This window comes from Alloalcanivorax mobilis (genome assembly GCF_002864685.1).
GTDB classification, from domain to species: domain Bacteria; phylum Pseudomonadota; class Gammaproteobacteria; order Pseudomonadales; family Alcanivoracaceae; genus Alloalcanivorax; species Alloalcanivorax mobilis.
Genome location: NZ_NMQZ01000001.1, coordinates 288,753 through 313,800 on the forward strand (window position 1 = coordinate 288,753; position 25,048 = coordinate 313,800).

General features: G+C 62.9%; 28 protein-coding genes. 13 read left to right on the forward strand and 15 right to left on the reverse strand.

The genetic code is table 11. The annotated features are described in order from the left end of the window. The 4 genes from tmpT to CGS25_RS01355 all read left to right on the forward strand — a co-directional run bounded on the left by tmpT (position 1) and on the right by CGS25_RS01355 (position 1,709). On the forward strand, positions 1 to 693 hold the full coding sequence (tmpT, locus tag CGS25_RS01340) for a thiopurine S-methyltransferase (RefSeq protein WP_101674301.1): 693 nt from the start codon (positions 1 to 3) through the stop codon (positions 691 to 693). 2 nt (positions 694 to 695) lie between these two features. After that, complete coding sequence (locus CGS25_RS19375; RefSeq protein WP_198588658.1) at positions 696 to 860, forward strand: DUF4160 domain-containing protein; 165 nt, start codon at positions 696 to 698, stop codon at positions 858 to 860. 61 nt (positions 861 to 921) lie between these two features. After that, entirely contained in the window at positions 922 to 1,182 is a 261-nt protein-coding gene (locus tag CGS25_RS01350; RefSeq protein WP_232802193.1) for a DUF2442 domain-containing protein, read from the forward strand. Positions 1,183 to 1,310: 128 nt separating this feature from the next. Then, positions 1,311 to 1,709, forward strand: coding sequence for a DUF3775 domain-containing protein (locus tag CGS25_RS01355; protein WP_089033809.1), 399 nt, complete (start codon positions 1,311 to 1,313; stop codon positions 1,707 to 1,709). On the opposite strand, the gene CGS25_RS01360 is transcribed toward CGS25_RS01355, so the two are convergent. The 3 genes from CGS25_RS01360 to CGS25_RS01370 form a co-directional block, all read right to left on the reverse strand. Beyond that, positions 1,706 to 2,968, reverse strand: a complete 1,263-nt coding sequence (locus CGS25_RS01360) for a HipA domain-containing protein (protein WP_101674302.1) — start codon at positions 2,966 to 2,968, stop codon at positions 1,706 to 1,708. The genes CGS25_RS01355 and CGS25_RS01360 overlap by 4 nt on opposite strands. Beyond that, positions 2,965 to 3,207: a helix-turn-helix domain-containing protein gene (locus CGS25_RS01365; RefSeq protein WP_101674303.1), complete on the reverse strand. Its 243-nt coding sequence runs from the start codon at positions 3,205 to 3,207 to the stop codon at positions 2,965 to 2,967. Before CGS25_RS01365 ends, CGS25_RS01360 begins: the two co-directional genes overlap by 4 nt. 179 nt (positions 3,208 to 3,386) lie before the next feature. Further along, positions 3,387 to 4,052, reverse strand: a complete 666-nt coding sequence (locus CGS25_RS01370; RefSeq protein ID WP_101674304.1) for an SDR family oxidoreductase — start codon at positions 4,050 to 4,052, stop codon at positions 3,387 to 3,389. Positions 4,053 to 4,260: 208 nt separating this feature from the next. Here CGS25_RS01370 and CGS25_RS01375 point away from each other — a divergent pair, with 208 nt between their 5' ends. From CGS25_RS01375 to CGS25_RS01385, 3 genes are all read left to right on the forward strand, one after another. Further along, positions 4,261 to 4,734: a peroxiredoxin gene (locus CGS25_RS01375; RefSeq protein WP_089033805.1), complete on the forward strand. Its 474-nt coding sequence runs from the start codon at positions 4,261 to 4,263 to the stop codon at positions 4,732 to 4,734. 7 nt (positions 4,735 to 4,741) lie between these two features. Continuing rightward, complete coding sequence (locus CGS25_RS01380) at positions 4,742 to 5,359, forward strand: glutathione S-transferase family protein (RefSeq protein ID WP_101674305.1); 618 nt, start codon at positions 4,742 to 4,744, stop codon at positions 5,357 to 5,359. Between the two features lie 407 nt (positions 5,360 to 5,766). Further along, a complete protein-coding gene (locus CGS25_RS01385; protein ID WP_232802195.1) occupies positions 5,767 to 7,776 on the forward strand; it encodes a hypothetical protein in 2,010 nt (669 codons plus the stop codon). A 64-nt stretch (positions 7,777 to 7,840) separates the two neighbouring features. Here the strand turns inward: CGS25_RS01385 and CGS25_RS01390 are convergent, their stop codons facing one another. From CGS25_RS01390 to CGS25_RS01400, 3 genes are all read right to left on the reverse strand, one after another. Continuing rightward, complete coding sequence (locus CGS25_RS01390; protein ID WP_101674306.1) at positions 7,841 to 9,622, reverse strand: thiamine pyrophosphate-requiring protein; 1,782 nt, start codon at positions 9,620 to 9,622, stop codon at positions 7,841 to 7,843. A gap of 24 nt (positions 9,623 to 9,646) precedes the next feature. Next, the gene (locus tag CGS25_RS01395; protein ID WP_101674307.1) at positions 9,647 to 10,825 is read right to left on the reverse strand and encodes a pyridoxal phosphate-dependent aminotransferase; all 1,179 of its coding nucleotides are present in this window, start codon (positions 10,823 to 10,825) and stop codon (positions 9,647 to 9,649) included. Between the two features lie 101 nt (positions 10,826 to 10,926). Continuing rightward, a complete protein-coding gene (locus tag CGS25_RS01400; protein WP_101674308.1) occupies positions 10,927 to 11,268 on the reverse strand; it encodes a DUF3301 domain-containing protein in 342 nt (113 codons plus the stop codon). A gap of 133 nt (positions 11,269 to 11,401) precedes the next feature. Between CGS25_RS01400 and CGS25_RS01405 the strand changes: the two genes are divergently transcribed. Then, entirely contained in the window at positions 11,402 to 11,653 is a 252-nt protein-coding gene (locus CGS25_RS01405) for a hypothetical protein (RefSeq protein ID WP_089033800.1), read from the forward strand. A gap of 71 nt (positions 11,654 to 11,724) precedes the next feature. Here CGS25_RS01405 and CGS25_RS01410 read toward each other — a convergent pair whose 3' ends face one another. Beyond that, on the reverse strand, positions 11,725 to 12,486 hold the full coding sequence (locus CGS25_RS01410; protein WP_101674309.1) for an ABC transporter permease: 762 nt from the start codon (positions 12,484 to 12,486) through the stop codon (positions 11,725 to 11,727). Next, a complete protein-coding gene (locus tag CGS25_RS01415; RefSeq protein WP_101674310.1) occupies positions 12,483 to 13,436 on the reverse strand; it encodes an ABC transporter ATP-binding protein in 954 nt (317 codons plus the stop codon). Before CGS25_RS01415 ends, CGS25_RS01410 begins: the two co-directional genes overlap by 4 nt. Before the next feature lie 197 nt (positions 13,437 to 13,633). On the opposite strand from CGS25_RS01415, the gene soxR reads away from it, so the two are divergent. After that, a complete protein-coding gene (gene soxR, locus CGS25_RS01420) occupies positions 13,634 to 14,125 on the forward strand; it encodes a redox-sensitive transcriptional activator SoxR (protein WP_101674311.1) in 492 nt (163 codons plus the stop codon). Positions 14,126 to 14,285: 160 nt separating this feature from the next. Beyond that, positions 14,286 to 14,720 carry a hemerythrin domain-containing protein gene (locus CGS25_RS01425; RefSeq protein ID WP_089033796.1) on the forward strand — a complete coding sequence of 145 codons (435 nt, stop codon included), beginning with the start codon at positions 14,286 to 14,288 and terminating at the stop codon, positions 14,718 to 14,720. A 27-nt stretch (positions 14,721 to 14,747) separates the two neighbouring features. Here the strand turns inward: CGS25_RS01425 and ligD are convergent, their stop codons facing one another. Together ligD and CGS25_RS01435 are read right to left on the reverse strand one after the other, a co-directional pair. Beyond that, positions 14,748 to 15,653, reverse strand: a complete 906-nt coding sequence (gene ligD / locus CGS25_RS01430; RefSeq protein ID WP_089033795.1) for a non-homologous end-joining DNA ligase — start codon at positions 15,651 to 15,653, stop codon at positions 14,748 to 14,750. Further along, positions 15,646 to 16,257 carry a DNA polymerase ligase N-terminal domain-containing protein gene (locus tag CGS25_RS01435; RefSeq protein WP_089033794.1) on the reverse strand — a complete coding sequence of 204 codons (612 nt, stop codon included), beginning with the start codon at positions 16,255 to 16,257 and terminating at the stop codon, positions 15,646 to 15,648. Before CGS25_RS01435 ends, ligD begins: the two co-directional genes overlap by 8 nt. Positions 16,258 to 16,402: 145 nt before the next feature. Here CGS25_RS01435 and CGS25_RS01440 point away from each other — a divergent pair, with 145 nt between their 5' ends. Continuing rightward, the gene (locus tag CGS25_RS01440) at positions 16,403 to 17,233 is read left to right on the forward strand and encodes an HAD family hydrolase (protein ID WP_101674312.1); all 831 of its coding nucleotides are present in this window, start codon (positions 16,403 to 16,405) and stop codon (positions 17,231 to 17,233) included. A gap of 73 nt (positions 17,234 to 17,306) precedes the next feature. Here the strand turns inward: CGS25_RS01440 and CGS25_RS01445 are convergent, their stop codons facing one another. Both CGS25_RS01445 and CGS25_RS01450 read right to left on the reverse strand, forming a co-directional pair. Further along, the gene (locus CGS25_RS01445; RefSeq protein ID WP_101674313.1) at positions 17,307 to 18,296 is read right to left on the reverse strand and encodes a TerC/Alx family metal homeostasis membrane protein; all 990 of its coding nucleotides are present in this window, start codon (positions 18,294 to 18,296) and stop codon (positions 17,307 to 17,309) included. Between the two features lie 241 nt (positions 18,297 to 18,537). After that, positions 18,538 to 19,290 (reverse strand): SDR family NAD(P)-dependent oxidoreductase, encoded by a 753-nt coding sequence (locus CGS25_RS01450; protein WP_089033791.1) that lies wholly within the window; start codon positions 19,288 to 19,290, stop codon positions 18,538 to 18,540. A 192-nt stretch (positions 19,291 to 19,482) separates the two neighbouring features. On the opposite strand from CGS25_RS01450, the gene CGS25_RS01455 reads away from it, so the two are divergent. Next, complete coding sequence (locus tag CGS25_RS01455; protein WP_101674314.1) at positions 19,483 to 20,910, forward strand: amidase; 1,428 nt, start codon at positions 19,483 to 19,485, stop codon at positions 20,908 to 20,910. A gap of 193 nt (positions 20,911 to 21,103) precedes the next feature. Here the strand turns inward: CGS25_RS01455 and CGS25_RS01465 are convergent, their stop codons facing one another. After that, positions 21,104 to 21,706: a TetR/AcrR family transcriptional regulator gene (locus tag CGS25_RS01465; protein ID WP_089033789.1), complete on the reverse strand. Its 603-nt coding sequence runs from the start codon at positions 21,704 to 21,706 to the stop codon at positions 21,104 to 21,106. Between the two features lie 175 nt (positions 21,707 to 21,881). Here CGS25_RS01465 and CGS25_RS01470 point away from each other — a divergent pair, with 175 nt between their 5' ends. Continuing rightward, positions 21,882 to 22,622 (forward strand): SDR family NAD(P)-dependent oxidoreductase, encoded by a 741-nt coding sequence (locus CGS25_RS01470; protein ID WP_101674316.1) that lies wholly within the window; start codon positions 21,882 to 21,884, stop codon positions 22,620 to 22,622. 272 nt (positions 22,623 to 22,894) lie between these two features. Here the strand turns inward: CGS25_RS01470 and mmsB are convergent, their stop codons facing one another. Both mmsB and CGS25_RS01480 read right to left on the reverse strand, forming a co-directional pair. Continuing rightward, the gene (gene mmsB / locus CGS25_RS01475) at positions 22,895 to 23,788 is read right to left on the reverse strand and encodes a 3-hydroxyisobutyrate dehydrogenase (protein WP_101674317.1); all 894 of its coding nucleotides are present in this window, start codon (positions 23,786 to 23,788) and stop codon (positions 22,895 to 22,897) included. A gap of 44 nt (positions 23,789 to 23,832) precedes the next feature. Continuing rightward, positions 23,833 to 24,984: an acyl-CoA dehydrogenase family protein gene (locus CGS25_RS01480; RefSeq protein WP_101674318.1), complete on the reverse strand. Its 1,152-nt coding sequence runs from the start codon at positions 24,982 to 24,984 to the stop codon at positions 23,833 to 23,835. Between the last annotated feature and the right edge of the window lie 64 nt (positions 24,985 to 25,048).

Genomic DNA, 25,048 nt, shown 5'->3' on the forward strand with positions numbered 1-25,048 from the left:
ATGGAAGGGTCGTTCTGGAAAGATAAATGGCAAAAACACGAGTTGGGCTTTCATCTCCCTTTCGTGCATCCCATTCTTAAACGGTCGCTGCCTCTGTTTGATCTGCCCGATCGGGCCCGCGTGTTTCTGCCGCTGTGCGGCAAAACTCTGGACATGGGTTACTTGCTTGAGCAAGGCTATGGGGTGGTGGGCGTGGAGCTGAGCGAATTGGCGGTGCGCGAGCTGTTTCAGGAGCGCAACCTGGTGCCGGAGATTTCCGACTGGGCCGGCGGACAGTGTTGGCGCCACGCTGACCTGACCGTGTTCCAGGGCGATTTTTTCGCTCTGACGGCGCAGAGTCTCGGACCGGTGGATCTGATCTACGACCGCGCCGCGCTGGTGGCGCTGCCGCCGCCCATGCGTGAGCGCTACGCCGAAGCGCTGCCGGGGCTGACCGCGACCGCGCCGCAGTTGCTGATCAGCTTCGAGTACGACCAGGCGCGCATGGACGGCCCGCCGTTCTCGGTGCCGCCGGCGTGGATCGAACGGGCCTACGGCAGGGCGTATCACCGACAAGAGCTGTCCCGCAAGGATGTGATCGCCCACCAGCCCCGGTTCCAGCAGGCCGGGCTGGGCCGTTTTGAAGAAGTGGCCTGGCGATTGGTCCGCTCTGATCGCGTTACCGTTGATGCATCTTCTCGGTACGGGGCGTAATTATGCCAGTAGTGTTCCGCTATAAGGGAATCCGATTCTTCTTCTACTCGAATGAGGGTAACCCCAGGGAGAAGATGCATATCCATGCCGAGAGTGGTGCCGGGGAGGCTAAATTATGGCTGTATCCCGAGGTGTCTATAGCAGATAGCGCGGGTTATAATCGTTAGCAACTTTCCCAACTGACGGCCATCGTGGCGAAACGTCGTGATGAGATTGAACGAGCATGGCATGAACATTTCAGCGAGCGCTAAAGCGGTGAGCTTTGATGACGACACCATGTGGGTGGAGCTTAATGACGGCCGCTCATTAGGTATCCCACTTGCCTGGTTTCCCCGCCTTTTGAACGCACGGCCGGAGCAGCGAGATCAATATCGAATCAGTTACTCCGGCAAGGGTATTCATTGGGATGTGCTGAATGAGGACATCTCCGTGGAGGGCCTGGTCGCAGGGCGAGGCGACGTCGTCTCCGCTCGTAACGAGGTCGCGTAGTTCGCACTTCCGCTTCTCCCCGGCCACCTTTTACAAATTCCTCCTTGTGGTTGCCTCCGCCGTCTTCAGATTTGAGGTTAAAGCCACGCGGGTTCTCGTTTTGAGAGCCGACAGGCAGGGAGAATCCTATGTTGAACGTGAGCGGCGAGACCGTATGTCGGTTGGTGGAATTGGCCCAGGCCTTCCAGGCCCGTGACACGGTGAGCATGCCGGAGGACGCCGGCAACCCCATCGACGACGCCGCCGGCGCGGAGGCGCTGACGGAGCCGGCGGCCGGCAAAGAGGACGGCTCAGTGGCGGAGTTTCGCACCGTGATTGAGGACCTGGAGCCGGATCAGCAGACCGAGGTGGTGGCGCTGATGTGGTTGGGTCGTGGCGATTTCCAGGAGGACGAGTGGGAGGAGGCCCTGCGCATGGCCCGCGACGAGTGGACGCCGGACACCGCCGACTTCCTGCTCGGCCACCCGCTGCTGTCCGAGTACCTGGTGGAGGGCCTCGCTGTGTTCGGCGTGCAGTGCGACCTCTAGGGAAGCCAGTCCCGTTGTGCTTTACCGATCTGCCGGGCTATCACGGCCTTGGCATTGTCGAGTTCGCCGGCGAGGCGGTGTTCTTCGATGAAATTTCGGTGCCAGGCATCAAGGTTCTCACTGAGTGCCGAACTCTGCTCCTGGATTAGCCGTTGAATGCGCTTCGTCGTCATGCCCAGTTGTTCGGCAAACACGTCCCAGTGCTTGCGGTGCAGGTTGCCGGGGTCGGTGTGACGTCCCACGGGCAGCGCCAGTTGGTGGCTGATGTTATCGATGGCCAGCGTGCAGACCAGGTCGTAAAAGGGCGCGAGCGACCAACCGTCGTGTCCGTGAGAGATCAGTGAAAGGTTCTTCAGGTGGCCGTCGGCGTTTCCCGCCAGCGCATTGAAGATTTGCCAGCGGGCCAAGGCCTGCAGATCCACGGCGGGTGCTTGGCAGTGCTGTTGGATCACCGCCGCTAACTCGGAGAACGCGTTGCTTCCGGCGTCGTACTTTGAAGCGTGTGAGCGCCCCTGCGCCTGGCAAAGGTCTTCTTGGTGCAATCGTGATACCAGACCGTCGCGGCTTTGGCGGTCGTAGCGTTCGGCCAGGGACGCGATATGTGGACCGATACGCACAAGGCGTACCGGGGCCACCGGCAGGCCTAGCTTCCCAGCGATATAAGTGGTGTAAATCTCCAGCAACGGCACCTGCTTCAGATCGCGCACCGGGAGTTTCAGGATGTGCGTGGACGCGGCGCCGCTTTCCGGCAGTTGGAAAGTCCAGATACCGTGCTCGCCGGCTGTGGCGCGAACCGGTACTTTGTCTTGAGCGCCGGCCAATGAAAGGCGCGGGGCGTCGTCGCCATCCAACCATTGGGCTCGGCCCCGTTCGATGGCGGTAATCAGATCGGCTTCCCGGAGCGGGCGCAGAGCGTTGCTGCTGACATTGGGAACCTGGCCTTCGGGCAGCAGCTGCAGGGCCCCGGCGCAATCATCGCCCAAGGTTTCCAGCAGCGTGAAATCGTCGTCGGCGATACCCAGTTGCCGCACCAGCCGGTCCCGGGCGTTTCCTTCCGGCAACAGATTGGCGAAGAAATGATGGCCGCGCAGGTCCGGCGGCAGGAAGTCGCCGGTTTCGTTCACGGGCAGGCTGCAGGAGATCGCCCAGCCGTGTTCCAGCCAGTCGCCGTCGTAGATAAAGGCCATGCGCCCGTCGCCGCTGTCCAATAAGCGGCCGACCTTGCGGTCTTGATACCAGACGTTCAGTGCCCGGTTCATGAGGTACCCCCTCGTGGCACGGCGAACAAATCCAGCCCCACCAGGCGCGCGATCTTCAGCGCCAGCCCCAGGCGCACCGTGTCCTTGCCGCGCTCGAGCTCCGACAAAAAACGTGGGCCGACGCCGGCGATTTCCGCCAGATCCACCTGGGTCAGGCCCTGGGCCTTCCGAGCGGCGCGGATGCGCCGCCCCAGTTCTGCCGGGTTGTCCACGTTGTATTGTCGCGGCACGGCGCTCATTGGGGTCACTCCAAATATTCCTGATCGGTAATATTAGAGCGATATCCAGTCTGAAGTCCAATAATCATACCGATCGGGACTAAAAAGTGGATTCTGAGAAAAACCGAGCATTTTTTTCCTGATCGGTACTATTTTCATGGCTGGAAAGGCCGCTTGTCGGGTTGGCGCGGCCCGAGCGTTTACCAGGGCAGCACGCTGCCGTCCGAGTGCCAGAAGGTGCCGGTGTTATCCAGGTTGAGCTGGTCCATGCGCTCGAGCAGACGTTCGGCGGACTGTTCCGGGGTGAGATGACCGGTGTGGCCGGTCATGTCGGTTTTCACGTAACCGGGATGGAAAATGCCCACCGCCACGCCTTTCGCTTTCAGATCCAGAGCCAGGGACTTGCCGGCGGCATTGAGGGCGGCCTTGCTGATCCGATAGCCGTAGCGGCCGCCGGAGTCGTTGTCGTCAATGGAACCCATGCGCGAGGTCATCAGGCCCACCTTGCTGCCGTTGGCGAGGTTGCCGGTGAGCGCGATGGTAACGCGCAGTGGCCCCAGGGTGTTGACCTCGAACTGGGTGCGAATGCGGTCGTAGTCCATGTCGTCCAGGGTTTCGTCGCTCATGGTGCCGGCATTGTTATAGAGCGCGCCGATGGTGACACCCTCAAGCGCATTGCGCAGAGCCGCCATGTCCTGGTCCCGGCCCACGTCGATGCCTTCGATAATCTGTGTGTCGAGCCCTTTCAGCGCTGCCGAGGCTTGCCGACAGACGGCGATCACCTGATCGCCGCGCGCTTTCCAGGCGCGCGCCATTTCCAGCCCGATACCCCGGTTGGCGCCGGTGATTACCACGGTTTGAGTCATCGCTGTCTCCATTCATTGCGTCTGCGTTGACGCAGAGATGGGGATGCCCGCCACCTCCCTCAACCGCCATGACGGAACATTGAAGCCTGGTGCCGGGGCAGGGGCGCAAGCCGCGCCAGCGGGAAGCCGGCGCCGGCGCGATCTGCTACATTGGAGGGCCTCGCCGCCCACCCGGGCGGTACCGATTGTTCGTCAGCAGGAGCCACACATGACCATAGCCGTAGGCGATAAAATCCCCGACGTTACCATCAAGACCAATGGCGATAAGGGCCCTCAGGATCTTGCCACCGGTGAGTTCTTCAAAGGCCGAAAGGTAGTGCTGTTCGCGGTGCCAGGCGCCTTCACGCCGGGTTGCTCCAACACCCATATGCCCGGGTTCGTGGTCAGCGCCGACGACATTCTGGAAAAAGTGGATGCGATCGCCTGCATGGCGGTCAACGACGCCTTCGTGATGGACGCCTGGCAGCAGAATCAGAACGCCGAGAAAATCACCATGCTCGCCGACGGCAACGCCGAGTTCGCCAAGGCGCTGGGCCTGGAGCTGGACGCCACCGCTGGCTGCATGGGTATCCGCAGCAAGCGCTTCGCGCTGATCGCCAACGATGGCGTGGTGGAATACCTGGGCGTGGACGCCAAGGGCGTCGACCAGAGCAGCGCGGAAACCGTGCTTGAGCAGCTCTGAGGCGCCAATGAAAATCTGGGGCCGGTTGGATTCCACCAACGTTAAAAAAGTGCTTTGGTGCGCCGATGAGCTGGCGCTGGACTATCAGCGCATCGACGTGGGCGGCCGCTTCGGCGGCCTGAACGAGCAGGATTACCGGGCGCTCAACCCCAATGGTCTGATCCCGTGTCTGCAAGACGGCGATCTGGTGCTGTGGGAGTCCAACGCCATGGTCCGTTATCTGAGCGCTCGTTATGGCGAGGGCCGCTTGTATGACGCCGACCCGGCGGCACGCGCGGTGGCGGACAAATGGATGGACTGGGCCACCTCGACCCTGGTGCCGCCTTACATAGCCTGGTTTATCAACCGGGTGCGCAAGGCGCCGCCGGAGCGTGATGACGAAGCCATGGAAAAGGGCCGCCAGACCCTGGCCCGGGCCCTGGCGGTGGCCGACCAGACGCTGGCCAGGCAGCCTTATCTGTCCGGTGACCGCTTCGCCATGGGCGATATTCCCCTCGGTTGTCTGGTTTATGCCTGGTTCGAGCTGGACATCGAGCGCCCCCCGATGCCCCATCTGGAAGCCTGGTACGGCCGGCTGCGCAAGCGGTCGGCCTACCGGGACCGGGTGATGATCCCGATCACCTGAGCCCGGCGGCGGCGTGCCACCGGGTCGCGCCGCCTTTGTTGTCGAGCCCTGTGCCGGCGACTTCGCCGGCGCGCGGCCCCATCCTGTTCTTGCGCGTTTGCACAATTTCCGTGTGAGCGACGCCACTTCAATAAAGTGCGCCAGTACACAAACCTCGAACTTTGCCCTTTCAGAACGTAAAAAATCACGAAATCGTTACACGGCGCACACAGAAGCTGCACTTATCGCCGCTTTTGAACCAGGCCGTAACATGACTTAAATCACGCTCTACATTTTTTCATAGCCATCCTTTGTACATTCAAAACGTTCACGGTTACCGGCTGTTTTTTTCCTGAGGGGGAAGGGGTAGCGCCCCCCGGTGCCGGCGAGACGAATTCCTTGAAAAATCTCTGTGAGAGGGTGGAAAAATGATCACGTCCCTGGCAAGAAGCCTGCTTATGCTGATGATGGTCGCCGTACTGGCGGCTTGTGGTGGCGGTGGGGGAGGCTCCGGCGGTGGTGGGGATACCCCCAACAATCCGGACAACCCGAGCAATCCCAATAACCCGGACAATCCGGATGATCCGGATGACGGCGGCAACAACCCGGATAACCCGGGCAACCCGGACGATCCCGATAACGGCGGCGATCCGGATGACGGCATGACCGATGAGGAAGAAGCCAAGGTGGTCAGCCTGATTGACACTCAGAACCATTTCACCTTGTCGGTGTGTCCGGAAGTTGCCGGCCTGCCCAGCGAAGGTCTGCTGGCGCCGATCGATGTGCTGGCTTGCGAAAATGAAGCGCTACAGAATATCTCCCTGGGCAACGACAATATCCTCGGCTTATTGTGTGCCGATACCGTGGCGGACACCGATACCTCCCTGGTGGGAAGCGCTACCAAACCTGAATTCCTGACCGCTTGCGTAAAAGAGAGCGGCGTTTACTTGAAAGACACGCTCACCGGTTTGCTGGACGGCAGCGCTCCCTTGGCTCAACAGCTTTGCCCTGACTCGGATAATCCCGTTACCTGCCTGGTCGATGTACTGAAGTCCACCCCCGATACGGTCCAGGGTGCGCTGTCGCTGCTAGGTTGCGACGATGCCACCAACCCGCAGGTGTGCCTCAGCGGCGTGGCGCAAAGTCTGACCAGCGGTGAATTGCTGATCTCCACCAGCAACACCTTGACCGGCGCGCTGTGCCCGGTCACTTCCACCAACGGTTTCGAGCCGCAAGCCTGCCTGAATGAAATCATCGGTGGCGTGACTACTATTCTGGACCCCGGCGCGATCACGGTTCCCGGTTTGGGTGAGATCTGCAGTGAAGACACCAACCCGCTGCAATGTCTGCTGAGCGCTGGCGGCCTGCTGGCGCCGGTGACCGACGCACTGGGTGGCGTGCCGGTGGTGGGCGACCTGGTCGACAGCCTGCTGGCGGGCCTGCAAGACCCCACCAACGTGGACCTGCTGGAAACCCTGCCGGAACTGTTGGCCGGTATTCCGGTGCTCGGTGATCTGATCGGCGGTGCCTTGGAAGGCGGCGAAGGCGACGACGCCAACCCGCTGTTCGCCCTGCTCGGCCAGCTGCAAGGCCTGCCCGAAATGGTCGCGGAAATCCCCGTGCTCGGCGACCTGCTCAACGGCCTGGCCGGCGGCGACACCGGCGGCCTGCCGCTGGACGCCCTGGATCTGGAATCCCTGCTGGGCGGCTTGTCCGGCGGTCAGCTTGACCAGGTCAACGAAGTGCTTGAGCAAGTGCCGGTTCTTGGCCCGCTGGTCAATCAGTTGCTTGGCGCGGTGGCCTGCGAATCCGAAAACCCGCTGGACTGCCTGACTTCCGCCAGCGATCAACTGGGTGACTTCAGCGAACTGCTGGGCGAAGTGCCGGTGCTGGGCGACCTGCTCAACCCATTGTTGGAAACCCTGCTGGGCGCGGTCCCCGGTGGTGACGGTGGCGACGGCGCTGACCCGCTGGCGACCCTGACCGACGCGCTGGAGAACATTCCGGTGGCCGGTGACCTGCTCAACCAGGTGCTGGGTACACTGCTGGGCGGCGAAGGCGGCGTGGACCCGAGCAACCCTGGCGATCTGCTCAGCCCGGCCACCGACCTGCTCGGTCAGGTGCCGGTGCTCGGTGATCTGGTCAACAGCCTGCTGGGTGGTCTGCTGGACGGCGGTGCCCTGGAAGGCGAAGCGGGCCTGGATAATCTGCTCGGCGGCGTGCTCGGCGAGAACGGTGCTCTGGTGCCGGCGTTGGGCGATCTGCTGGGTCAGATCCCTGGGCTGGGTGAGCCGCTGGTGGGCTTGATCGATACCCTGGCCGGCGATGACGGCGTGCTCAAGCAGATTCTTAACCCGATTGCCGACGTTCTCGAAGGCATCCCCGGGCTGGGTGATCTGTTGGGTGGCCTGCTGGACGGCCTGTTCGGCTGGACCTGAGCCCCACGGTCAAACCGGCAATAAAAACGCCCCGGCTTGCCGGGGCGTTTTACGTTGCGGCGCGTTAGCGTTTCAGATACTTCGCCGCCATCGCTTTCAGCGACTGGCGGATTTCCGCGCCGGCTTCCGGGTCGCCTTTGAGAATGGAGCCCAGGTAACCTTTCACCTGATCCAGCTCCAGGTGGGTGGGCAGGGGCGGCACATTGGGGTCCACCACCGCATTGATCACCACCGGCCGGTCCGCCGCCAGGGCCTGATCCCACACCGGGCCCACCTGATCCGGGTGATCCACGCGCAAGCCACGCAAGCCGAGCATTTCCGCGTAGCGGTCGTAGTCGAAATCGGGCAGCGCCTGCGAGGTCTCGAACTTCGGGTCTCCTTCCATGACCCGCTGCTCCCAGGTCACTTGATTCAGATCGCCGTTGTTGAGCACCAGTACGATCAGCGTCGGGTTGCTCCATTGGCGCCAGTAATGGGCCACGGTGATCAGGCCATTGTTGCCGATCATCTGCATGGCGCCGTCACCGACCAGGGCGATCACCGGCTTGTCCGGGGCCGCGAACTTGGCGGCCAGCGCATAGGGGATGCCGTTGCCCATGGACGCGTGGCCGCCGGAGGTGGAGCCGATGGCGTGGCCGCCAACTTTCAGAAAACGGGAATACCAGTCGGTGGCGGTGCCGACATCCGCGGCCAGGCGTACGCCCTCGGGCAGGCGTGGCGAGAGCTCCCAGAACAGCTTCTGCGGATTCAGCGGCTCGGCGCTGGTGTTGGCGCGCGCTTCCAGCGTTTCCCACCAGTCGCGGACACGGCCCTCCAGCGTTTCCCGCCAGCTTCGTTCTGGTTTACGGGTTACCCGTTCCAGCAATGCCTGCAGGGTGGGTTTGGCGTGGCCGTGCAGGTTGACCTCGTTGGGAAAGCGCAGGCCCAGATTGGCGGCGTCCACATCGATCTGCACCCCTTTCGCCTGGTCGCAGGCGGGCAGAAACTCGGCGTAGGGGAAGCTGGTGCCCACCATCAACAGGGTGTCGCAATGCCGCATCATGTAATCGCTGGGTTCGGTGCCGAGCAAACCGATGCCGCCGGTCACCCCGGGGGCGTCGTCGGCGATCATGGTCTTGGCCAACACCGCTTTGGCGACGCCGGCGCCGAGGGCGTCGGCCAGTTCCAGCAGTTGCGGCACCGCGTCCTGGACGCCGGCGCCGGCCAGAATCGCCACCTTGTCGCCCTGGTCGAGTAGCCGCGCGGCGGCGTCCAGATCGGCGCTCTTGGGAAGGCGCTCGGAGGCACGATAGCCGGTGCCCGACCAGGTCGAGCCGTGGCCGGCCGGCGGCTGGGCCGTGGCGGCGTCCTGCAGGTCGTTGGGCACGATCACACGGGTCACGGTGCGCTCCGCTTCGGCGATGCGCAGCGCCCGATCAACGACATGGCGGGTCTGCTCCGGCGCCATCAGCGTCTGCACGTAGCCGGCGACGTCCTGGCACAGGCTTTCCAGGTTCGCCTCTTGCTGGAAATCCGAACCCAGACTGACGCGCGCCTGTTGGCCGAGAATCGCGACCACCGGCATGTGGTCCTTGGCGGCGTCGTACAGACCATTGAGAGCGTGAACCGCCCCCGGACCGGAGGTGGCGACCACCACCCCGGTTTCGCCGGTGTATTTGGCATGGCCGCTGGCCATGAAAGCCGCCAGCTCCTCATGGCGCGGTTGCACCAGGGTGATTTTGTCCTCGGCGCGGCGCAGCGCGCTCATCACGCCGTTGATGCCGTCGCCGGAGTAGCCGTAAACGCGCTGAATGCCCCACTGGTGCAGGCGCTCGACGATGAAATCTCCTACCGTTTGGGTGCTCATGATTCCTCCTTGAACAGGGCTGATTCAGCCGATGAACCGGCGCAACCGTTGCAGGCCGGTGTCGATGGTCTCGCGACTGGCGGCGAAGGAAATACGCAGCCGCCCGGGGGCGCCGAAGCCGCTGCCGGGCACCACCGCCACGCCGGCCTCGTGCAGCAGCCGTTCGGCCAATTGCTGGTCGTCCTGCAGATCGGTGCGCCGCTCAATCAACGCCCGGGCATCGGCAAAGGCGTAAAAAGTGCCGTCCGAAACCGGGCATTCAATGCCTTTCAGGGCGTTCAGGGCCGGTACGATGTGATCGTGACGGCGCTTGTATTCGCGCACCATCTCGCGCACCGGGCGCTGATCTCCGCTCAGCGCGGCGTGCGCGGCGTGCTGGCTGATCGAAGCGGTGCCGGCGGTACTCTGGCCCTGCACCTTTTTTATCCGTGCGATTGCCTCCGCCGGGCCGCCGACAAAGCCAACCCGCCAGCCGGTCATGGCGTAGGCCTTGGAAACGCCATTGACCACGAAGCAGCGCTCAGCCAGGTCCGGTGCCACGTTGAGAAGGTTACGAAACGGCGCCGGGCCCCAATTCAGATGTTCATAGATTTCATCGCTGACAATGCACAGGCGAGAATGCTGGCGCAGCAGATCGGCGATGTCGGCCAGCTCGCTGTCACGGTAAACGCGACCGGTGGGGTTGTTCGGGCTGTTCAGAAAAACCAGCCGGGTGCGGGCGGTGATCGCAGCCTGCAGGCGCTCGGCGGTGAGCGTATAACCTTCTTCGGCGGGGGCGTCCACGTACACGGGATCGGCGCCGGCCAGCATCACCTGGGCCGGATAGGTCACCCAATACGGGCGCGGCACCAGGGCTTCGTCGCCGGGCTGCAGCAGGGTCTGGCAGATGTTATAGAGCGCTTGCTTGGCGCCGCAGCTCACCAGGATCTCGTCGCTATCAAAAGCCAGGTCGTTATCGCGTCGGAATTTGTCGCGCACCGCCTGCTTCAGGGCGGGGTAGCCGTCCACGGCGGTGTAGTGGGTGTAACCTTCATCAATGGCGCGGTGAGCGGCGCGTTTGATCGCCTCCGGGGTATCGAAATCCGGCTCTCCGGCACCCAGCCGCGCCACCGAGCCGTCGCCGTTCTGGAGCGCCGCCGCCTCGGCATTGATCTTCAGCGTCAGCGATGGCTGGATCCGTTCCACCCTTTGCGCGTAAATCATGGGGCCTCCGTGTTGCTGGCGGGGCCTACCATGAGTACGCCTGATCGGTGCATGAAAACACCGGTTTGATTAAAAAAGGTGTAAAAGCAGTGTCAGGCGCCCTAGCGAAGGCGGTCGGGTTCGTCCACGAATCGGTGCGGCGGCAGGGTGACCCGCTCCACGCGCTCACCCAGCAGCAGCGTTTCGCCGCGGTAGCGCTCGCCGCCGGTGACGGTGAATTCGAACTCGTAAACGCGCCATAGACGCAGCTTCCCCTGGTTGTCCCGGCGCAGCCGCAGGCGTTTCAGGCCAACGGTTTCGTCCAGCAGCATGACGTCCTCGCGTTCGCAATAGCGGCGGGTAACGCGCAGGGCGGTCTCGCGGATGCGCTGCGAGCGCCAGAACAACGCGGCACCCAGCACCAGCGCGGCAAGCAGCAGCAGATCGGTCAGGTCGAGATTCAAAGCGATTCCCCAGGGTCACGGCAGCGCCCATGGTACGAAGCTGGCGCCATGAAGGGAATGGCGGGGTGGGCGGCGTGGTTGGGCCGGCGTAGCATGGAGGGGGACCCGCCTGGCCCGCAATCCGGAGCAAACGATGGGCTCAATCTGGAAACGCCGATGGCGCGACTGGTGGCGGCGCTTTCCCCGGCGCCCGGCCAAACAGCCGCCGAAGGAACCGCCGCCACAGCTTGGCGACAGCGCCGCCGCCCACGCCGGCGACGACCCGGAGCCGCTGCACCGTGGTCGACGCCGCTTAAAAGAAAGTTACACCAATCATTGGGACCTGGATTATCTACCTCGTGATGAGGTGGAAAAAATCGTCACGGATCTCAATAAGAAGCGCTAAGTCGGTGTCAGTGACAAGCCCGGCCCGCCGCGACATCCGTCGGGCCGGCTTGCCGTGTTCAACGCCGGCACTCAACTCTTCAACCGATAACCGGTTTTGAAGATCCACCATACCGTGCTCAAGCACAGCAACATGAACAGCACCGTCATGCCCAGGCTGATGCCGATGCTGACGTCGGCGATGCCGTAAAAGCTCCAGCGAAAGCCGCTGATCAAGTACACCACCGGATTAAACAAGGTCACCGTTTGCCACGCTGGTGGCAGCATATCCACGGAATAGAAGGTGCCGCCAAGGAACGTCAGCGGCGTCACGATCATCATCGGAATGATCTGCAGCTTTTCAAAGCCATCCGCCCAGACGCCGATAATAAAACCGAACAGGCTGAAGGTGACGGCGGTCAGCACCAGAAAGCCCACCATCCACAGCGGATGGGCTATATGGAATTCCACGAACAACCGTGAGGTGGCGAGAATCAACAAGCCGAGAACCACCGATTTGCTGGCCGCCGCGCCGACATAGCCGAGCACGATTTCCACATAGGAGATCGGGGCGGAGAGCACCTCGTAGATGGTGCCGGAAAACTTCGGCATATAGATGCCGAACGAGGCGTTGGAAATACTTTCGTTGAGCAGCATCAGCATGATCAGGCCGGGAATGATAAAGGCGCCGTAGCTGATGCCATTGATTTCCACCATGCGCGAGCCGATGGCGGAACCGAACACTACGAAATACAGCGAGGTGGAAATCACCGGCGAGGCGATGCTCTGCATCAGCGTGCGCCAGGTGCGCGCCATTTCGAACAGGTAGATCGCACGGATCGCGTGAAAATTCATACTTCTTCCTCCGGGCGCGGTTGTGATTGCGGTTCATGCACCAGGCTGACGAAAATCTCCTCCAGGGAGCTTTCCCGGGTGCGCAGATCCTTGAATTCAATGCCCAGCTTCGCGAGACGGCGCAGCAGACCGGCGATGTCGCCCTGACCGTGGCGCGCATCGAAACTGTAGACCAGTTCGTGACCGTCGGCGGCCAGTGCCAGCGATTGATCGCGCAGCCCTTCCGGCAGAGCCTGCAACGGTTCGCTGAGTTGAAGACGCAGTTCTTTCTTGCCCAGCTTTTCCATCAGCGCGTGCTTGTTTTCCACCAGCACGATCTCGCCGTGATTGATCACGCCGATGCGATCGGCCATCTGCTCGGCCTCCTCGATATAATGGGTGGTGAGAATAATGGTCACGCCGCTCTCGCGCAGAGCATGCACCATCTCCCACATGTCCCTTCGCAACTCCACGTCGACGCCGGCGGTGGGCTCGTCCAGAAACAGGATCTTGGGCTCGTGCGACAGCGCCTTGGCGATCATCACGCGCCGCTTCATGCCACCGGAGAGCGCGATGATCTTGTCTTTGCGTTTGTCCCACAGCGACAGATCCCGCAGCACTTTTTCCACATAAGCCGGGTTGGCGGGCTTGCCGAACAGGCCGCGACTGAAAGTGACCGTGGCCCACACGGTCTCGAAGGCGTCGGTGGAAATTTCCTGGGGCACCAGCCCAATCGAGGACCGGGCGGCGCGGAAGTCGCGCAGAATATCGTGGCCATCGGCGTCGACTTGGCCGGCGCTGGGATTGACGATGCCACAAACAATACTGATCAGAGTGGTCTTGCCGGCGCCGTTGGGGCCGAGCAGGGCGAAAATTTCGCCCCGGCGGATTTCCAGATCCACGTTCTTCAGCGCCTGGAAGCCGCTGTCGTAGGTCTTGCTCAACTGCTTGATGGAAATGATCGGGTCCACGGCGGCTCCTTGCTGCGTCGGAAACGGTGTGATTGGGTCGGGGAGGTAGTCGACCGGGGTCGGGCTGTTTCGACCCGGCCCCGATGATACTACGGCGAACGTTTAACCGGGGTGGCGATTGGATTCTTTAATCACGGTTGCCATGCCCGCGCCGGCAGTGTAAAACCTCAACTAAACTTGAGGTCAAAGAGTGGCGCATGGGCACGGTCAACGAGAGTACTGTTAACGAGGGCACGGTTAACCAGCAGACCGTGAACAAGGAGCTGTCGGTGGGCGAGGTGGCACGCCGCAGCGGCGTGGCGGTGTCGGCGTTGCATTTCTATGAAAGCAAAGGGCTGATTCAGAGCCGCCGCAATAACGGCAATCAGCGGCGTTACCATCGCGGTGTGCTGCGCCGGGTGGCCCTGATCAAGGTGGCCCAGCGTACCGGCATTCCGCTGGCGGAGATCGCCGACGCGCTGAATGAATTGCCGGATGGCCGCGCGCCCACCGCTCGGGATTGGCAGCGTTTGTCGCGGCGCTGGCGTGGTGATTTGAATCGGCGCATTGAGCAGCTTACCCGATTGCGTGACCAGCTCGACGGCTGCATCGGTTGCGGCTGTTTGTCGATGGAAGCCTGCCCGCTGCGCAACCCCTGGGACCAGCTTGGTGACGAGGGGCCGGGGCCGCGTCTGCTGGAGACTGACTGAACATGGGGGAAGGTAAACTCCGGTAAAGCTGTCCGGGAATTTCTCTTTTCCAGGGTATGGTAACGGTCATTGATCGGACCGATTGAAATCGTACCGCGGGCTTTTTTTGGCGCGACTCCGACGCGCCGGCCCGGTGCACCCCCCTGAGGAGGCCATATCCATGACCATTTTCGAAGCGCTGCGCGCGGACCACGATAAACAGCGGACTCTGCTGGAACTGTTGGTGAAAACCCACGGCGACAGCGAAGGGCGCGACGAGCTGTTCGAAAAGGTGAAAACCGAGCTGAGCGCCCACGCCGCCGCGGAAGAACGTGCCCTTTATATCCCCATGATGGAAGTCGATCTGACCCAGGAAAAAGCGCGCCACAGTGTGGCCGAGCACCACGAGATCGACGAACTGTTGGAAACCCTGGAAGAAACGGATTTCAGTTCTTCGGCCTGGTTGAGCACCGCCAAGAAACTGCAACATCTGGTCACCCATCATCTTGATGAAGAAGAGCAGGAAGTATTCCAGCTTGCCGGGCGAGCCCTGCCCGAGCAGCAAAAGACCAGCCTTGCCCGGACCTACCAGAAGGAGATGGCGGCGCACAAATAACGCCGCCGCAATAAACAGCCATTCCCTTTAACCGGTGGCCTTACGTAACGCGGCCGCACCCACCGCCTGATCCTCCATGCGATGCCAGGGGTCCTGCCTCTGGCCGAGCCGGCGGAACAGGTTGGCCACGGTATAGCGGCGCGCGGTTAACCGCGCGTCATCCAGTTCCGACCATTCCAACGGCGTCGCCACCGGCGCGCCGGGGAGAGCGCGCACCGAATAAGGCGCCACCGCGGTCTGGCCGAAAGCGTTGCGCATGATGTCCAGGTACAGCCGTCCTTTTCGCTTGTCCTTCCGCTGCTCCAGCGTCAGCGTGTCGGCATGCTGATGCGCCAACTGCGCGGCCATGTCCCGTGCCAGATCCCGGGCGCGGTCGAAATCCAGCTCCGGCTCCAGAGGCACCACCACGTGCAGGCCCCGCGAGCCGGTGGTCTTCACGAACGGCGTGATATTCCGTTCACGCAGCCACTGGCCGAGCTGTAACGCTGCCTGGCGCACCGGCTCGAAGTCCTGGCCCGGCGGGTCCAGGTCGAAGATCAATTGGCTAGGCTTATCCAGCTCCGGCTGGCGGCTGGGCCAGGCGTGCAGGGCGATGGCTGCCTGCCCGGCCAGGTAGACCAGATCCGCGCTGTGTTCGCACAGCACGTGGGTTACTTCACCGGTGTCGCCGCCATGCTCGATCGTTCGCGCCGGCAGCCACTCAGGAAAGTAACGCCCTCGAGCTTGTTGGAAGAAGCCATCTTCACCGATGCCATCGGGGAAGCGATGCAGGGTCAACGGCCGCCCTTTTATATGCGGCAACATCACCGGCGCCACTCGGCGGTAGTACTCAGCCAGCGCCTGCTTGGTGATCTTCGGTTCGGGAAACAGCGCCTTGTCGGCGTGGCTGACAGCAATGTCATGGCCATCCAGGTGGTAGTGTTTTTCAGTCATCGTGGTTACCTTTTGGCCGGTCCTGGCCAGCGGCGCGGGCGATGCCGGCCAGGGTCTTGCCGCTGAGTACCGAACGGTTTTCGGTGTGGGTGGGGCGCCGGCGCGCGTCGGCCTGATCATCGCTCATCTTGATCAGCAGCCATTGCGGTTTGTCGCCCTCGCGAAACCGTTTCAACGCATAGCCGCCGCGAATTTTCTCGCCGTCCAGCCAGATCTCGATCAGCCCTTCTTGGTGGCTTTGTTCCATGTCACGGGGCGAGTCGTTGTCGGCGCGCAAATTGCGATACCCGCCGTGGTCCCAGACCATCACCGTGCCGGCGCCGTAATGGCCGGCGGGGATGGTGCCTTCGAAATCCGCGTAGTCCAAAGGGTGATCTTCCACTTGCACGGCGAGCCGCTTCTCGCGCGGGTCGGTGGAGGGGCCCTTGGGCACCGCCCAGGATTTCAGCACGCCCGCCACCGCCAGCCGGAAATCGTAATGGAGCCGGCTGGCATCGTGTTTCTGAACCACGAACCGCGCGCCACGCTCATGACCGGCGGCGGGCTCGTGGCTACTGGTCAGCGTCCGTTTGTCGCGATAGCGGCTCAGGCGATCGTCACTCATCTCAGGCCTCCTGCTCGTTCCTGGTAACTGGGTGCGCGGGGCGGTTAAAACAGCGTTGGAAACGTAAAAGATTGGCACCGGTGCGGCGGCGCATGCGGCCGGAATCCGGTAGGGTAAGGGCTCCCCCGGTGGAGAGGAGCGCACCATGAGCATCCTGCAGTTGCCCGGCGCCCGGCCGGAGACGGTGTTGATCGACTGGCACGCCACCCTGGTGGATACCCACGATGCGATGTACCACGCGGTGGACGATGTTCTGCCCCGTCTGGAGGAGCTGGACCTTTGGGATAAGCTGCTGGGTCCGGACCAGTCGAAAACCCTGGAAGACGCCAAACTGGTCAAATACGTGCGTGAGCACCACCGCCTTCATCCCAAAATCACCGCCCAGCGCAAGATCTCCCGCACCGACATTTTCGAGGTGCTGTTCGGCGATGATGATGGTGCCAAGCGCACCATCCATCAGGCGTTCGACGCGTGCTACAAGAAGTACGTGGACCAGGTGTTCCCGCTGGAGCCGGACATCAATGAGCAGTTACGCCGGCTCAAGGCCAGCGGCGTACCGGTGGGGGTGATTTCCAACCGCCGTCGGGAATATCTGGAACATGAACTGGGGCTGGTGGACGAAGGGCGCTGGCGCGACCTGTTTGATGTGATCGTCTGCGGCGACGATGTGCAGCGGCGCAAACCGGCTCCGGACATGATTTTGCGGGCGCTGGAGAAACTGGATGTGCCGGCGTCGGAGAGCGTCTGGTACGTGGGCGACAGCACCACCGATGTGATTGCCGGCAAGGAAGCGGGTGTCACTGCGATCTTTTACAACGGCGCCCACTGGTCCCCGGCCTGGATCGACAAGATCTTCCCCAATACCCTGCGCCACCCGCACCGCCCGGACGCGGTGGTGGACAGCATCGCCGAACTGGTCACCCTGGCCCGGCGCATGCTGGCCAACGGCCTGCGCGTGGAGCGCGACCGCGCCTGACACCGCCAGACGCTAAGCCAGAGCGTGGCGAACGGGCCGGGGCTTTGGCGTGCCAGCGTTTTTCAGAGGCTTCCTAGCCGGCTTTTTTATCCAAGCCACTTTTTATCAGGCTGGCGAGGGTGGTGACCACCAGGGTGCCGACGATGATCGTCATCGACAGCCAGATGGGAATTTCCGGCAGCAAATGGATCGGTTCGCCGCCGTTGATGAACGGCAGATTGTTGGTGTGCAGCGCCTCGATCACCAGCTTGATGCCGATGAACGCCAGAATCGCGGACAGACCCAGCCCCAGATAGACCAGCCGTTGCAGCAGACCACCGATCAGAAAATACAGTTGCAGCAGGCCAAGCAGGGCGAACGCATTGGTGGTGAAAACGATATAGGGTTCTTTGGTCAGCCCGTAAATCGCCGGAATCGAATCCAGCGCGAACAGCACATCGGTGAAACCCAGCGCCGCCACCACCATGAACAAAGGCGTCACCAGCCATTTACCGTCGACCCGGGCGAACAGATTCTGGCCGTGGTAATCGCTGGTCGAAGGCAGGATTCTTTGCAGCAGGCGCACACCCGGGCCGGGCTGGTAGTTGTCGCCGGCCTCTTTTTTGCTGAAAAATTCCAGGGTCAGATGGACGGCGGTATAGAGCAGAAATACGCCAAAAATGTAGAAAACCCAACTGAAGCGGGCGATGGCGGCGGCGCCGGCGGCGATAAACAGGCCGCGCAGAATCAGCGCGATCAGCACGCCGATCAGCAGCGCTTTTTGCTGATAAGGACGGGGCACGGCGAACTTCGCCATGATGGTGACGAACACGAACAGATTGTCGATGGAGAGGCTTTTCTCGGTAATAAAGCCGGCGAAGTATTCGGCGCCATGCTGGTGCCCCCACACCACCCACAGACCGGCGCCGAACAGCAGCGCCAGCGTGATGAAAAACGTGGACCACCAGGCGGCCTCCTTGAACGTGGGTTCATGGGGCTTGCGCACATGGGCGACGAAGTCGAACAGGAATAAAGCGGCGATGGCGGCGATGGTCGCCAGCCAAACCCAAAGTGGTACGTGCACGCAAAAACCTCCGGCAGATGAATACGGGTCATCCCCGAAAGTCTCTCCCCCGGTCGCCATGGGCGGGCCGGTTCCGGCGCCGGGGCCACTGGGCCCGTGCTGACGACGGCGGAATGGCGGGGCGCCGCCTCATGCGAGCGGCACCGCCTGGGATACTCCCCTTCAAGTGCGGCCAATGTGGCGGCATTCCGGTGCCAATGCAAGCCCGACGTGCGCGCCGGCGGGCTTGCCACCGAGGCGGTCAGCCGAGTACTTGCCCGCCATCCACCACCAGGGTCTGCCCGGTGATCCAGCTGGCGTAGTCGCTGGCCAGGAACAGTGCCACGTTGGCCACCTCCTGGTCGCTGCCCATGCGGCCGAACGGAATGCTGGAAAGGGTGCGCTGGTAAAGCTCGGGATTGTGTTGTCTGGCGTTGTCCCAGACGCCGCCGGGAAACTCGATGGAACCCGGCGCGATGCCGTTGACGCGCACTTTGTGCGGCGCCAGTTCCAGCGCCAGGGTGCCGGTGTAGTGCGCCACCGCCGCCTTGATGGCGCCATAGGGTGGGGTGCGCGGCGAGGCGCGCAGCGCGGAGATCGACGCCAGGTTGATGATCGACGGATGTTCGGATTGCCGCAGCGCCGCCAGGCAGGCGTGGCTGGCGCGCACGGTGCCCATCAGATCCACGTCCAGGCTCACCGCCCAGCCCGCTTCGTCGTCGGTACGGCCAAACCCGGAGGCGCAATTGACCAGCACATCGAGGCCGCCGAGGGTTGAAAGCGCATCGCTCAGGTAGCCTTCCAGCGCCGCCTTGTCGCCGATGTCGCAGCGGCCGGTCAACAGCTCCAGCCCGGCGGCGGCGGCATCTTCGCGCAACGCTTGCAGGGCCTCTTCGTTACGGGCGCACACGCTCACCCGCGCGCCAGCGCCGGCGAAACCCAACGCAATAGCCCGGCCGATCCCCTTGCTGCCGCCGGCGACAATCACCCGGTACCCACTGAAATCAAACGCCATGACGCTCTCCCCTTATATTGGTTGTTAAGCGGGTACTTTACGCCTAAATCGGGCTCTTGCCCCAGGGCGGCATGGCGAAGCGGGGCAGCTGGGATTGGCCCGTCCTGAAGCTGGCACCATGGTACATTCCGGCATGGCTCCGATGGCCCCATCGGGGTGGGCATGTTGATCAAACGAAGGGCAAAAAACGCGATGAACGACCCCAATAAAAAGCGCCACGCTTTCGGCGACGATGCCCTTGGCGATCTGGACGCCACCGCCGTGGCCGAGGGCATTCGCAGCGGCGCCTTGGGCGCCGCCGAGGTGACCGACGCGGCCATTGCCCGGATCGAACAGGTCGATCCGCGATTGCACGCGGTGGCGCTGGCGACGTTCGAGCGTGCGCGCGCCGAGGCGAAGCGGCTCGGCCGGGGCGCCGGCGCGTTCGCTGGCGTGCCGACGTTGATCAAGGACAATCTCGATCTGAAAGGCCTGCCCACCGGACAGGGCGCGGCGGCGGCCCATGCGCGCCCGGCGGCGCGCGACAGCGCCTTTGCGCGTCAGTATCTGGCGCAGGGTTTCACGGTGCTGGGCAAGAGCCGGTTGCCGGATTTCGGCTTTAGCGCCTCCACCGAGTTCATGGACGCGCCGCCGGCGCGCAACCCCTGGCACACGGACTATTCCTGTGGCGCTTCCTCCGGCGGTGCCGCCGCGCTGGTGGCCGCTGGCGCGGTGCCGATCGCCCACGGCAACGACGGCGGCGGCTCGATCCGCATTCCCGCCGCCTGTTGCGGGCTGGTGGGGCTCAAGCCGACCCGTGGCCGGCTGGTCAAATCGGAAGCCTCGCGGGCGCTGCCGGTGGACTTGATCTGCGAGGGAGTGCTGACCCGCAGCGTGCGCGACACGGCGCGTTTTTTCGCCCACGCCGAGCGCTACTACCGCGACCCGCGGCTGGCGCCGATTGGCGAAGTGAGCGGCCCGGCCCGCCGACGCTTGCGTGTCGGGTTATTGGTCGATTCGATCACCGGCAGCGCCACCGACCCGGCCACCCGCGCCACCGTGGAAGACACCGCCCGCCTTCTCGAGGATCTCGGCCACCATGTGCAAGAGGCGCCGATCCCGTTGGGGCGGCGCTTTATCGATGACTTCGTGCTGTATTACGGCTTTATGGCATTCATGGTGCACCGCTTCGGCCGGCGCATCGTCAGCCCGGATTTCAACGCCGCCGAACTGGACGATCTGACCCTGGGGCTGAGCGCCTATTACCGCTGCCACATGCTGAAAACGCCGTCCATGCTGTTTCATCTGAAACGCACCTGGCAGCGCTACGCCAGCGCCTTCAAACAGTACGATGTGGTGCTTTCGCCGGTGCTGGCGCACACCACGCCGGAGCTGGGTTATCTGAGCCCGACAGTGCCGTTCGACACGCTCATCGACCGGTTGATCAAGTACGCCAGTTTCACCCCCGCCAACAACGCCTCTGGCAGCCCGGCGATCTCGTTGCCCATGGGCCAGACCGAAAACGGCCTGCCCATTGGCGTGCAGCTGGCGGCGGTGCAGGGCGGTGAACGCACGCTGTTGGAGCTGGCTTTCGAATTGGAGCTGGCGCGCCCCTGGCGGCGCATTCAAGACCGGAAATAGTCCTTCTTCATCCCCCCCTGTGTCTGGCCCGCCAAGGCGATGAACCGATTTGGCGCTTTGTTCCACGGCGAACGACGGCCAGATTTCGAAACGCCGGCACGTCGGCTCGGTGGCGAACTCGGCGAGACCATCGCGGGTACCACGATCACGGATCGATACAGACAGAGGTCATCGCCCCGCAGCGACTCACGGCTTAGGAAGCCGAGGTGGATTGGTCGGCGTCCATTTCCCGAGAGAGAAATCGGCCAGCTACCTGTGCGACCTCAATAAGACGTTTGCGAGACATGCCGTTGCAAGCCGCTGCCGACAAGCCGCGCAAAGTGACCGCCATGTAATCCGCCAGCGCCTGGGCCCCTCGCGGGTGAACCTGATCAAGGTAAGCGCGGATCGCCTGAAGCCCGCCATTGCCAAGATTCCGAGCCATTTGGCGTGCCACCTGGTCATTCGCTCGCATGCCCTCGGTAATCATGCAGCCACGCAGCAGGCTGTGCCGCCCGTATTGTTTGGCGGCGGCGAGCAGCAATGCGGAAAGCGCTTCAGCGGGAGGCCGGTCGGGCGCGAGAAGATCGTCCAGGGGCAGTGCGTTTTCCTGGGCATAACGCAGCATCGCCCGCTCGAACAGCTCCGCTTTGCTGCCGTAGGCGGCGTAAAAACTGGGCGGTTTGATGTCCATGGCTTCGGTCAGATCAGCAAGGCTGACCCCGTCATAACCACGTTCATGAAAAAGCGCCTGAGCGATAGCGACTCCCGCTTCGCGATCAAAAGCAGGGCGGCGTTGTCGGGTCTTTTCGTTCATGGTGGCCTCGCGAGATGAGAAATTCAGTGTAGCGGCCGCTATATCCACGAGCAAACGTTCGGCAAACGAAGATTTATATAGTGATTGCTAAATGGGTTGCGCAGTATGCGCGCACTATGTAGTATCCACTACATATTTTATGCGCAGTCCCATTCCTTTGCTCAGGTAAATGTTCATGTCATTCAAAGATAAAGTTGTGCTGGTCACCGGTGGGTCATCAGGTTTAGGGCTCGCGATTGCACGAGAGTTTGTCGAGCAGGGCGCTCAAGTTGTCATTACCGGGCGCCGACAAGAGCAGTTGGACGAGGCCCTGGCCGGCCTGGGCGATGAGGCCGTCGCCATTGCCGCCGATGTTTCGAACGCGTCCGATCTGGCGGCACTCTTTAGCCGTATCGAGTCGGATATCGGCCGTATCGATGTCCTGATCGCTAACGCGGGGACGGGGGAAATAGGGCCGCTGGGTACGATCACCGAAGCAAGCTTTGATCGGCTTTTCAATATCAATGTGAAAGGCGTGACCTTTACCGTCCAGGGAGCGCTGCCCCTTATGGCCAAAGGGTCCAGCATCGTCATCATCGGCTCCACTGCCTCGATCAATCCCGGCCCCGGCCTGAGCGTCTATGGCGCAACCAAGGCTGCCCTGCGTGCCCTGGTGAGAAGCTGGGTTCTGGACATCAAGGGTTCCGGCGTCCGCATCAATCTCCTCAGCCCTGGCCCTGTCGATACCCAGTCCCTGCGAAGCATGCTCGCTGAAGACGCGGAAAGGGTTATCCAAGCGTTCAGTGAAAAAAGCACGCTCGGGCGGATAGGTGAGGCGCGGGAGATTGGCAGGGCCGTTGCGTTTCTGGCGAGTGATGCCTCGAGTTACATCAACGGCGTCGAGTTGTTCGCCGATGGTGGGGCGTCCCAGGTGTGACCGGGATCAATCCCACGTTTGCAGTCGCCGTGGATTGCTGCGGATGATCAGAAAACGATCATGGTGCACTGATCACTGATCACTGGCACACGGGCCCTTCGGGGCCGACTTCATGCTGTGTCAGCCCCGGCGGGACGTTCTGTTTGATCGCCGCCTGCAAGGGCCAGCGCCAAAAAATGTCGCCGGCCCCGTGCATTGAGGCCTCTTTGTTGGTGATTAATGCGATAACACGCACACCGGGCCGTTCTTTATGCGTCGACGATTGCTGCGAATCAATCCGCGTCGCGGCTTCGGAAGTAAGTCTGGATGCTGGAAAAATCCAGACCGCCGTGGCCCTGGTTGGCGTGGGCGGCGTACAGGCTGCGCGCCAGCGCGCCCATCGGCGTGGACGAGCCGCTGGTCAGCGCCGCTTCCAGAGCCAGCCCCAGGTCCTTGTTCATCAGGTTCACGCCAAAGCCGCCCTGATAGCCGTTGGAGGCGGGCACATTGGGCATCACGCCGGGCCACGGGTTGTACACTTCCAGCGACCAGTTGCCGCCGGAACTGGCGCGCATGATCTCCGACAGCGCCGCCGGGTCGAGGCCATGATCGACGCCCATCTGCAGCGCCTCGGCGGTGCCGATCATGTGCACCGCCAGCAGCATGTTGTTGCAGATTTTCGCCACCTGGCCGGCGCCGCTGTCGCCGGCGCGGAAGATGTTCTTACCCATGCATTCGAGCAGGGGCCGGGCTTGTTCCACGGCGTCGGCGGGGCCGCCGCAAATAAAGGTGGGGGTGCCGGCCTTGGCGCCGCCGACACCGCCGGAAACCGGCGCGTCGATCATCACCCGGCCGTTGTCGGCGGCGATCCCGGCCACCCGCCGTGAGGTGGCCGCGTCGATGGTCGAGCAATCGATAATCAGGGTGTCCGGGTCGATCAGATCAAGAATGCCCTGCTCGCCAAGATACAGGCCGGTGACCGCCTTGGCCGAAGGCAGCATGCTGATCACCACCTCGGCGCCTTGCACCGCCAGCGCCGGTTGGTCCACGGCGCGGGCCCCGGCGGCGCTGGCCGCTTCGAGCAGCGCCGGCACCAGATCAAAGGCGGTGACTTCATGGCCGGCCTTGACCAGATTGGCGGCCATCGGGCCGCCCATGTTACCGACACCAAAAAAGCCGATTTTCATTGTTTTCTCCTTATTGTCCGCTGGGCGGGCGTGATTTTGCGCGTTTATAAGAATGACAAATCCTGAAGCACCCGGCGGGCGATGATCACCCGCATGATTTCATTGGTGCCTTCGAGAATCTGATGCACCCGGCTGTCGCGCACATAGCGTTCCAGCGGGTATTCCTTGATGTAACCGTAGCCGCCGTGCAACTGCAGCGCTTGATTGCAGATGTCGAAGCACAGGTCGGTGGCCAGGCGCTTGGCCATGGCGCACACGGTGCTTTTGTCGTCGTGGCCCTGGTCCAGTTTCCAGGCCGCCAGCCGCACCATCTGCTGGGCGGCCAGCAGGTGGGTGGCCATGTCGGCCAGGGCGAACTGGGTGTTCTGGAAGGCCGCCACCGGCTGGCCGAACTGCTGGCGTTCCTGCACATAGCTCTGCGCCTGGCGCAGCGCGGCGGTGGCCGCGCCCAGGGAACAGCTGGCGATGTTGATGCGACCGCCGTCCAGGCCGGCCATGGCGATCTTGAAGCCCTGGCCCTCGTCGCCGATGCGGTTCTCCGCTGGCACCCGGGCGTTGTCCAGAATCACCGCCCGGGTGGGCTGGCTTTTCCAGCCCATTTTTTCTTCGTTGCGGCCGTAGCTGACGCCCGGCGTGTCGGCGGCGATCGCGAAGCAGGAAATGCCGCCCGCGCCGGGGCCGCCGGTGCGCGCCATCAGAACCAGCACATCGGTGTCGCCGGCGCCGGAAATGAACGCCTTGGCGCCGTTGAGCACATAATCATTGCCGTCGCGGCGCGCGCTGGTGGTGAGCGACGCGGCGTCGGAGCCGGCGTTCGGTTCGGTGAGGCAATAGGAAGCCAGTTTCTCTCCGCTCATCAAGGCGGCGCCCCAGCGTTGCCGCACTGTGTCGTTGCCGAAACGGGTGAGCATCCAGGTGGCCATGTTGTGAATGGTGATAAAGGCGGTGGTGGAGGTGCAGCCGGCCGCCAGTTGTTCGAAAATCAGAGCCGCGTCCAGCCGGCTCAGGCCCATGCCGCCGTGCTCCTCGTCGCAATACAGCGAGCAGAAGCCCAATTCGCCGGCGCGGCGGAGGGTGTCTTTGGGGAACACGCTGCCGGCGTCCCATGCGGCGGCGAACGGCGCCAACTCCTTATCGGCGAACTGGCGCGCGGTGTCGCGGAACGCCAGTTGTTCTTCATTAAGAGCGAAATCCACGGCTTGGGTCCTGTGCTGGTGGCGGCCGGTGGCAACCGCGCCCACGACCAACGGTGTTCGTCGG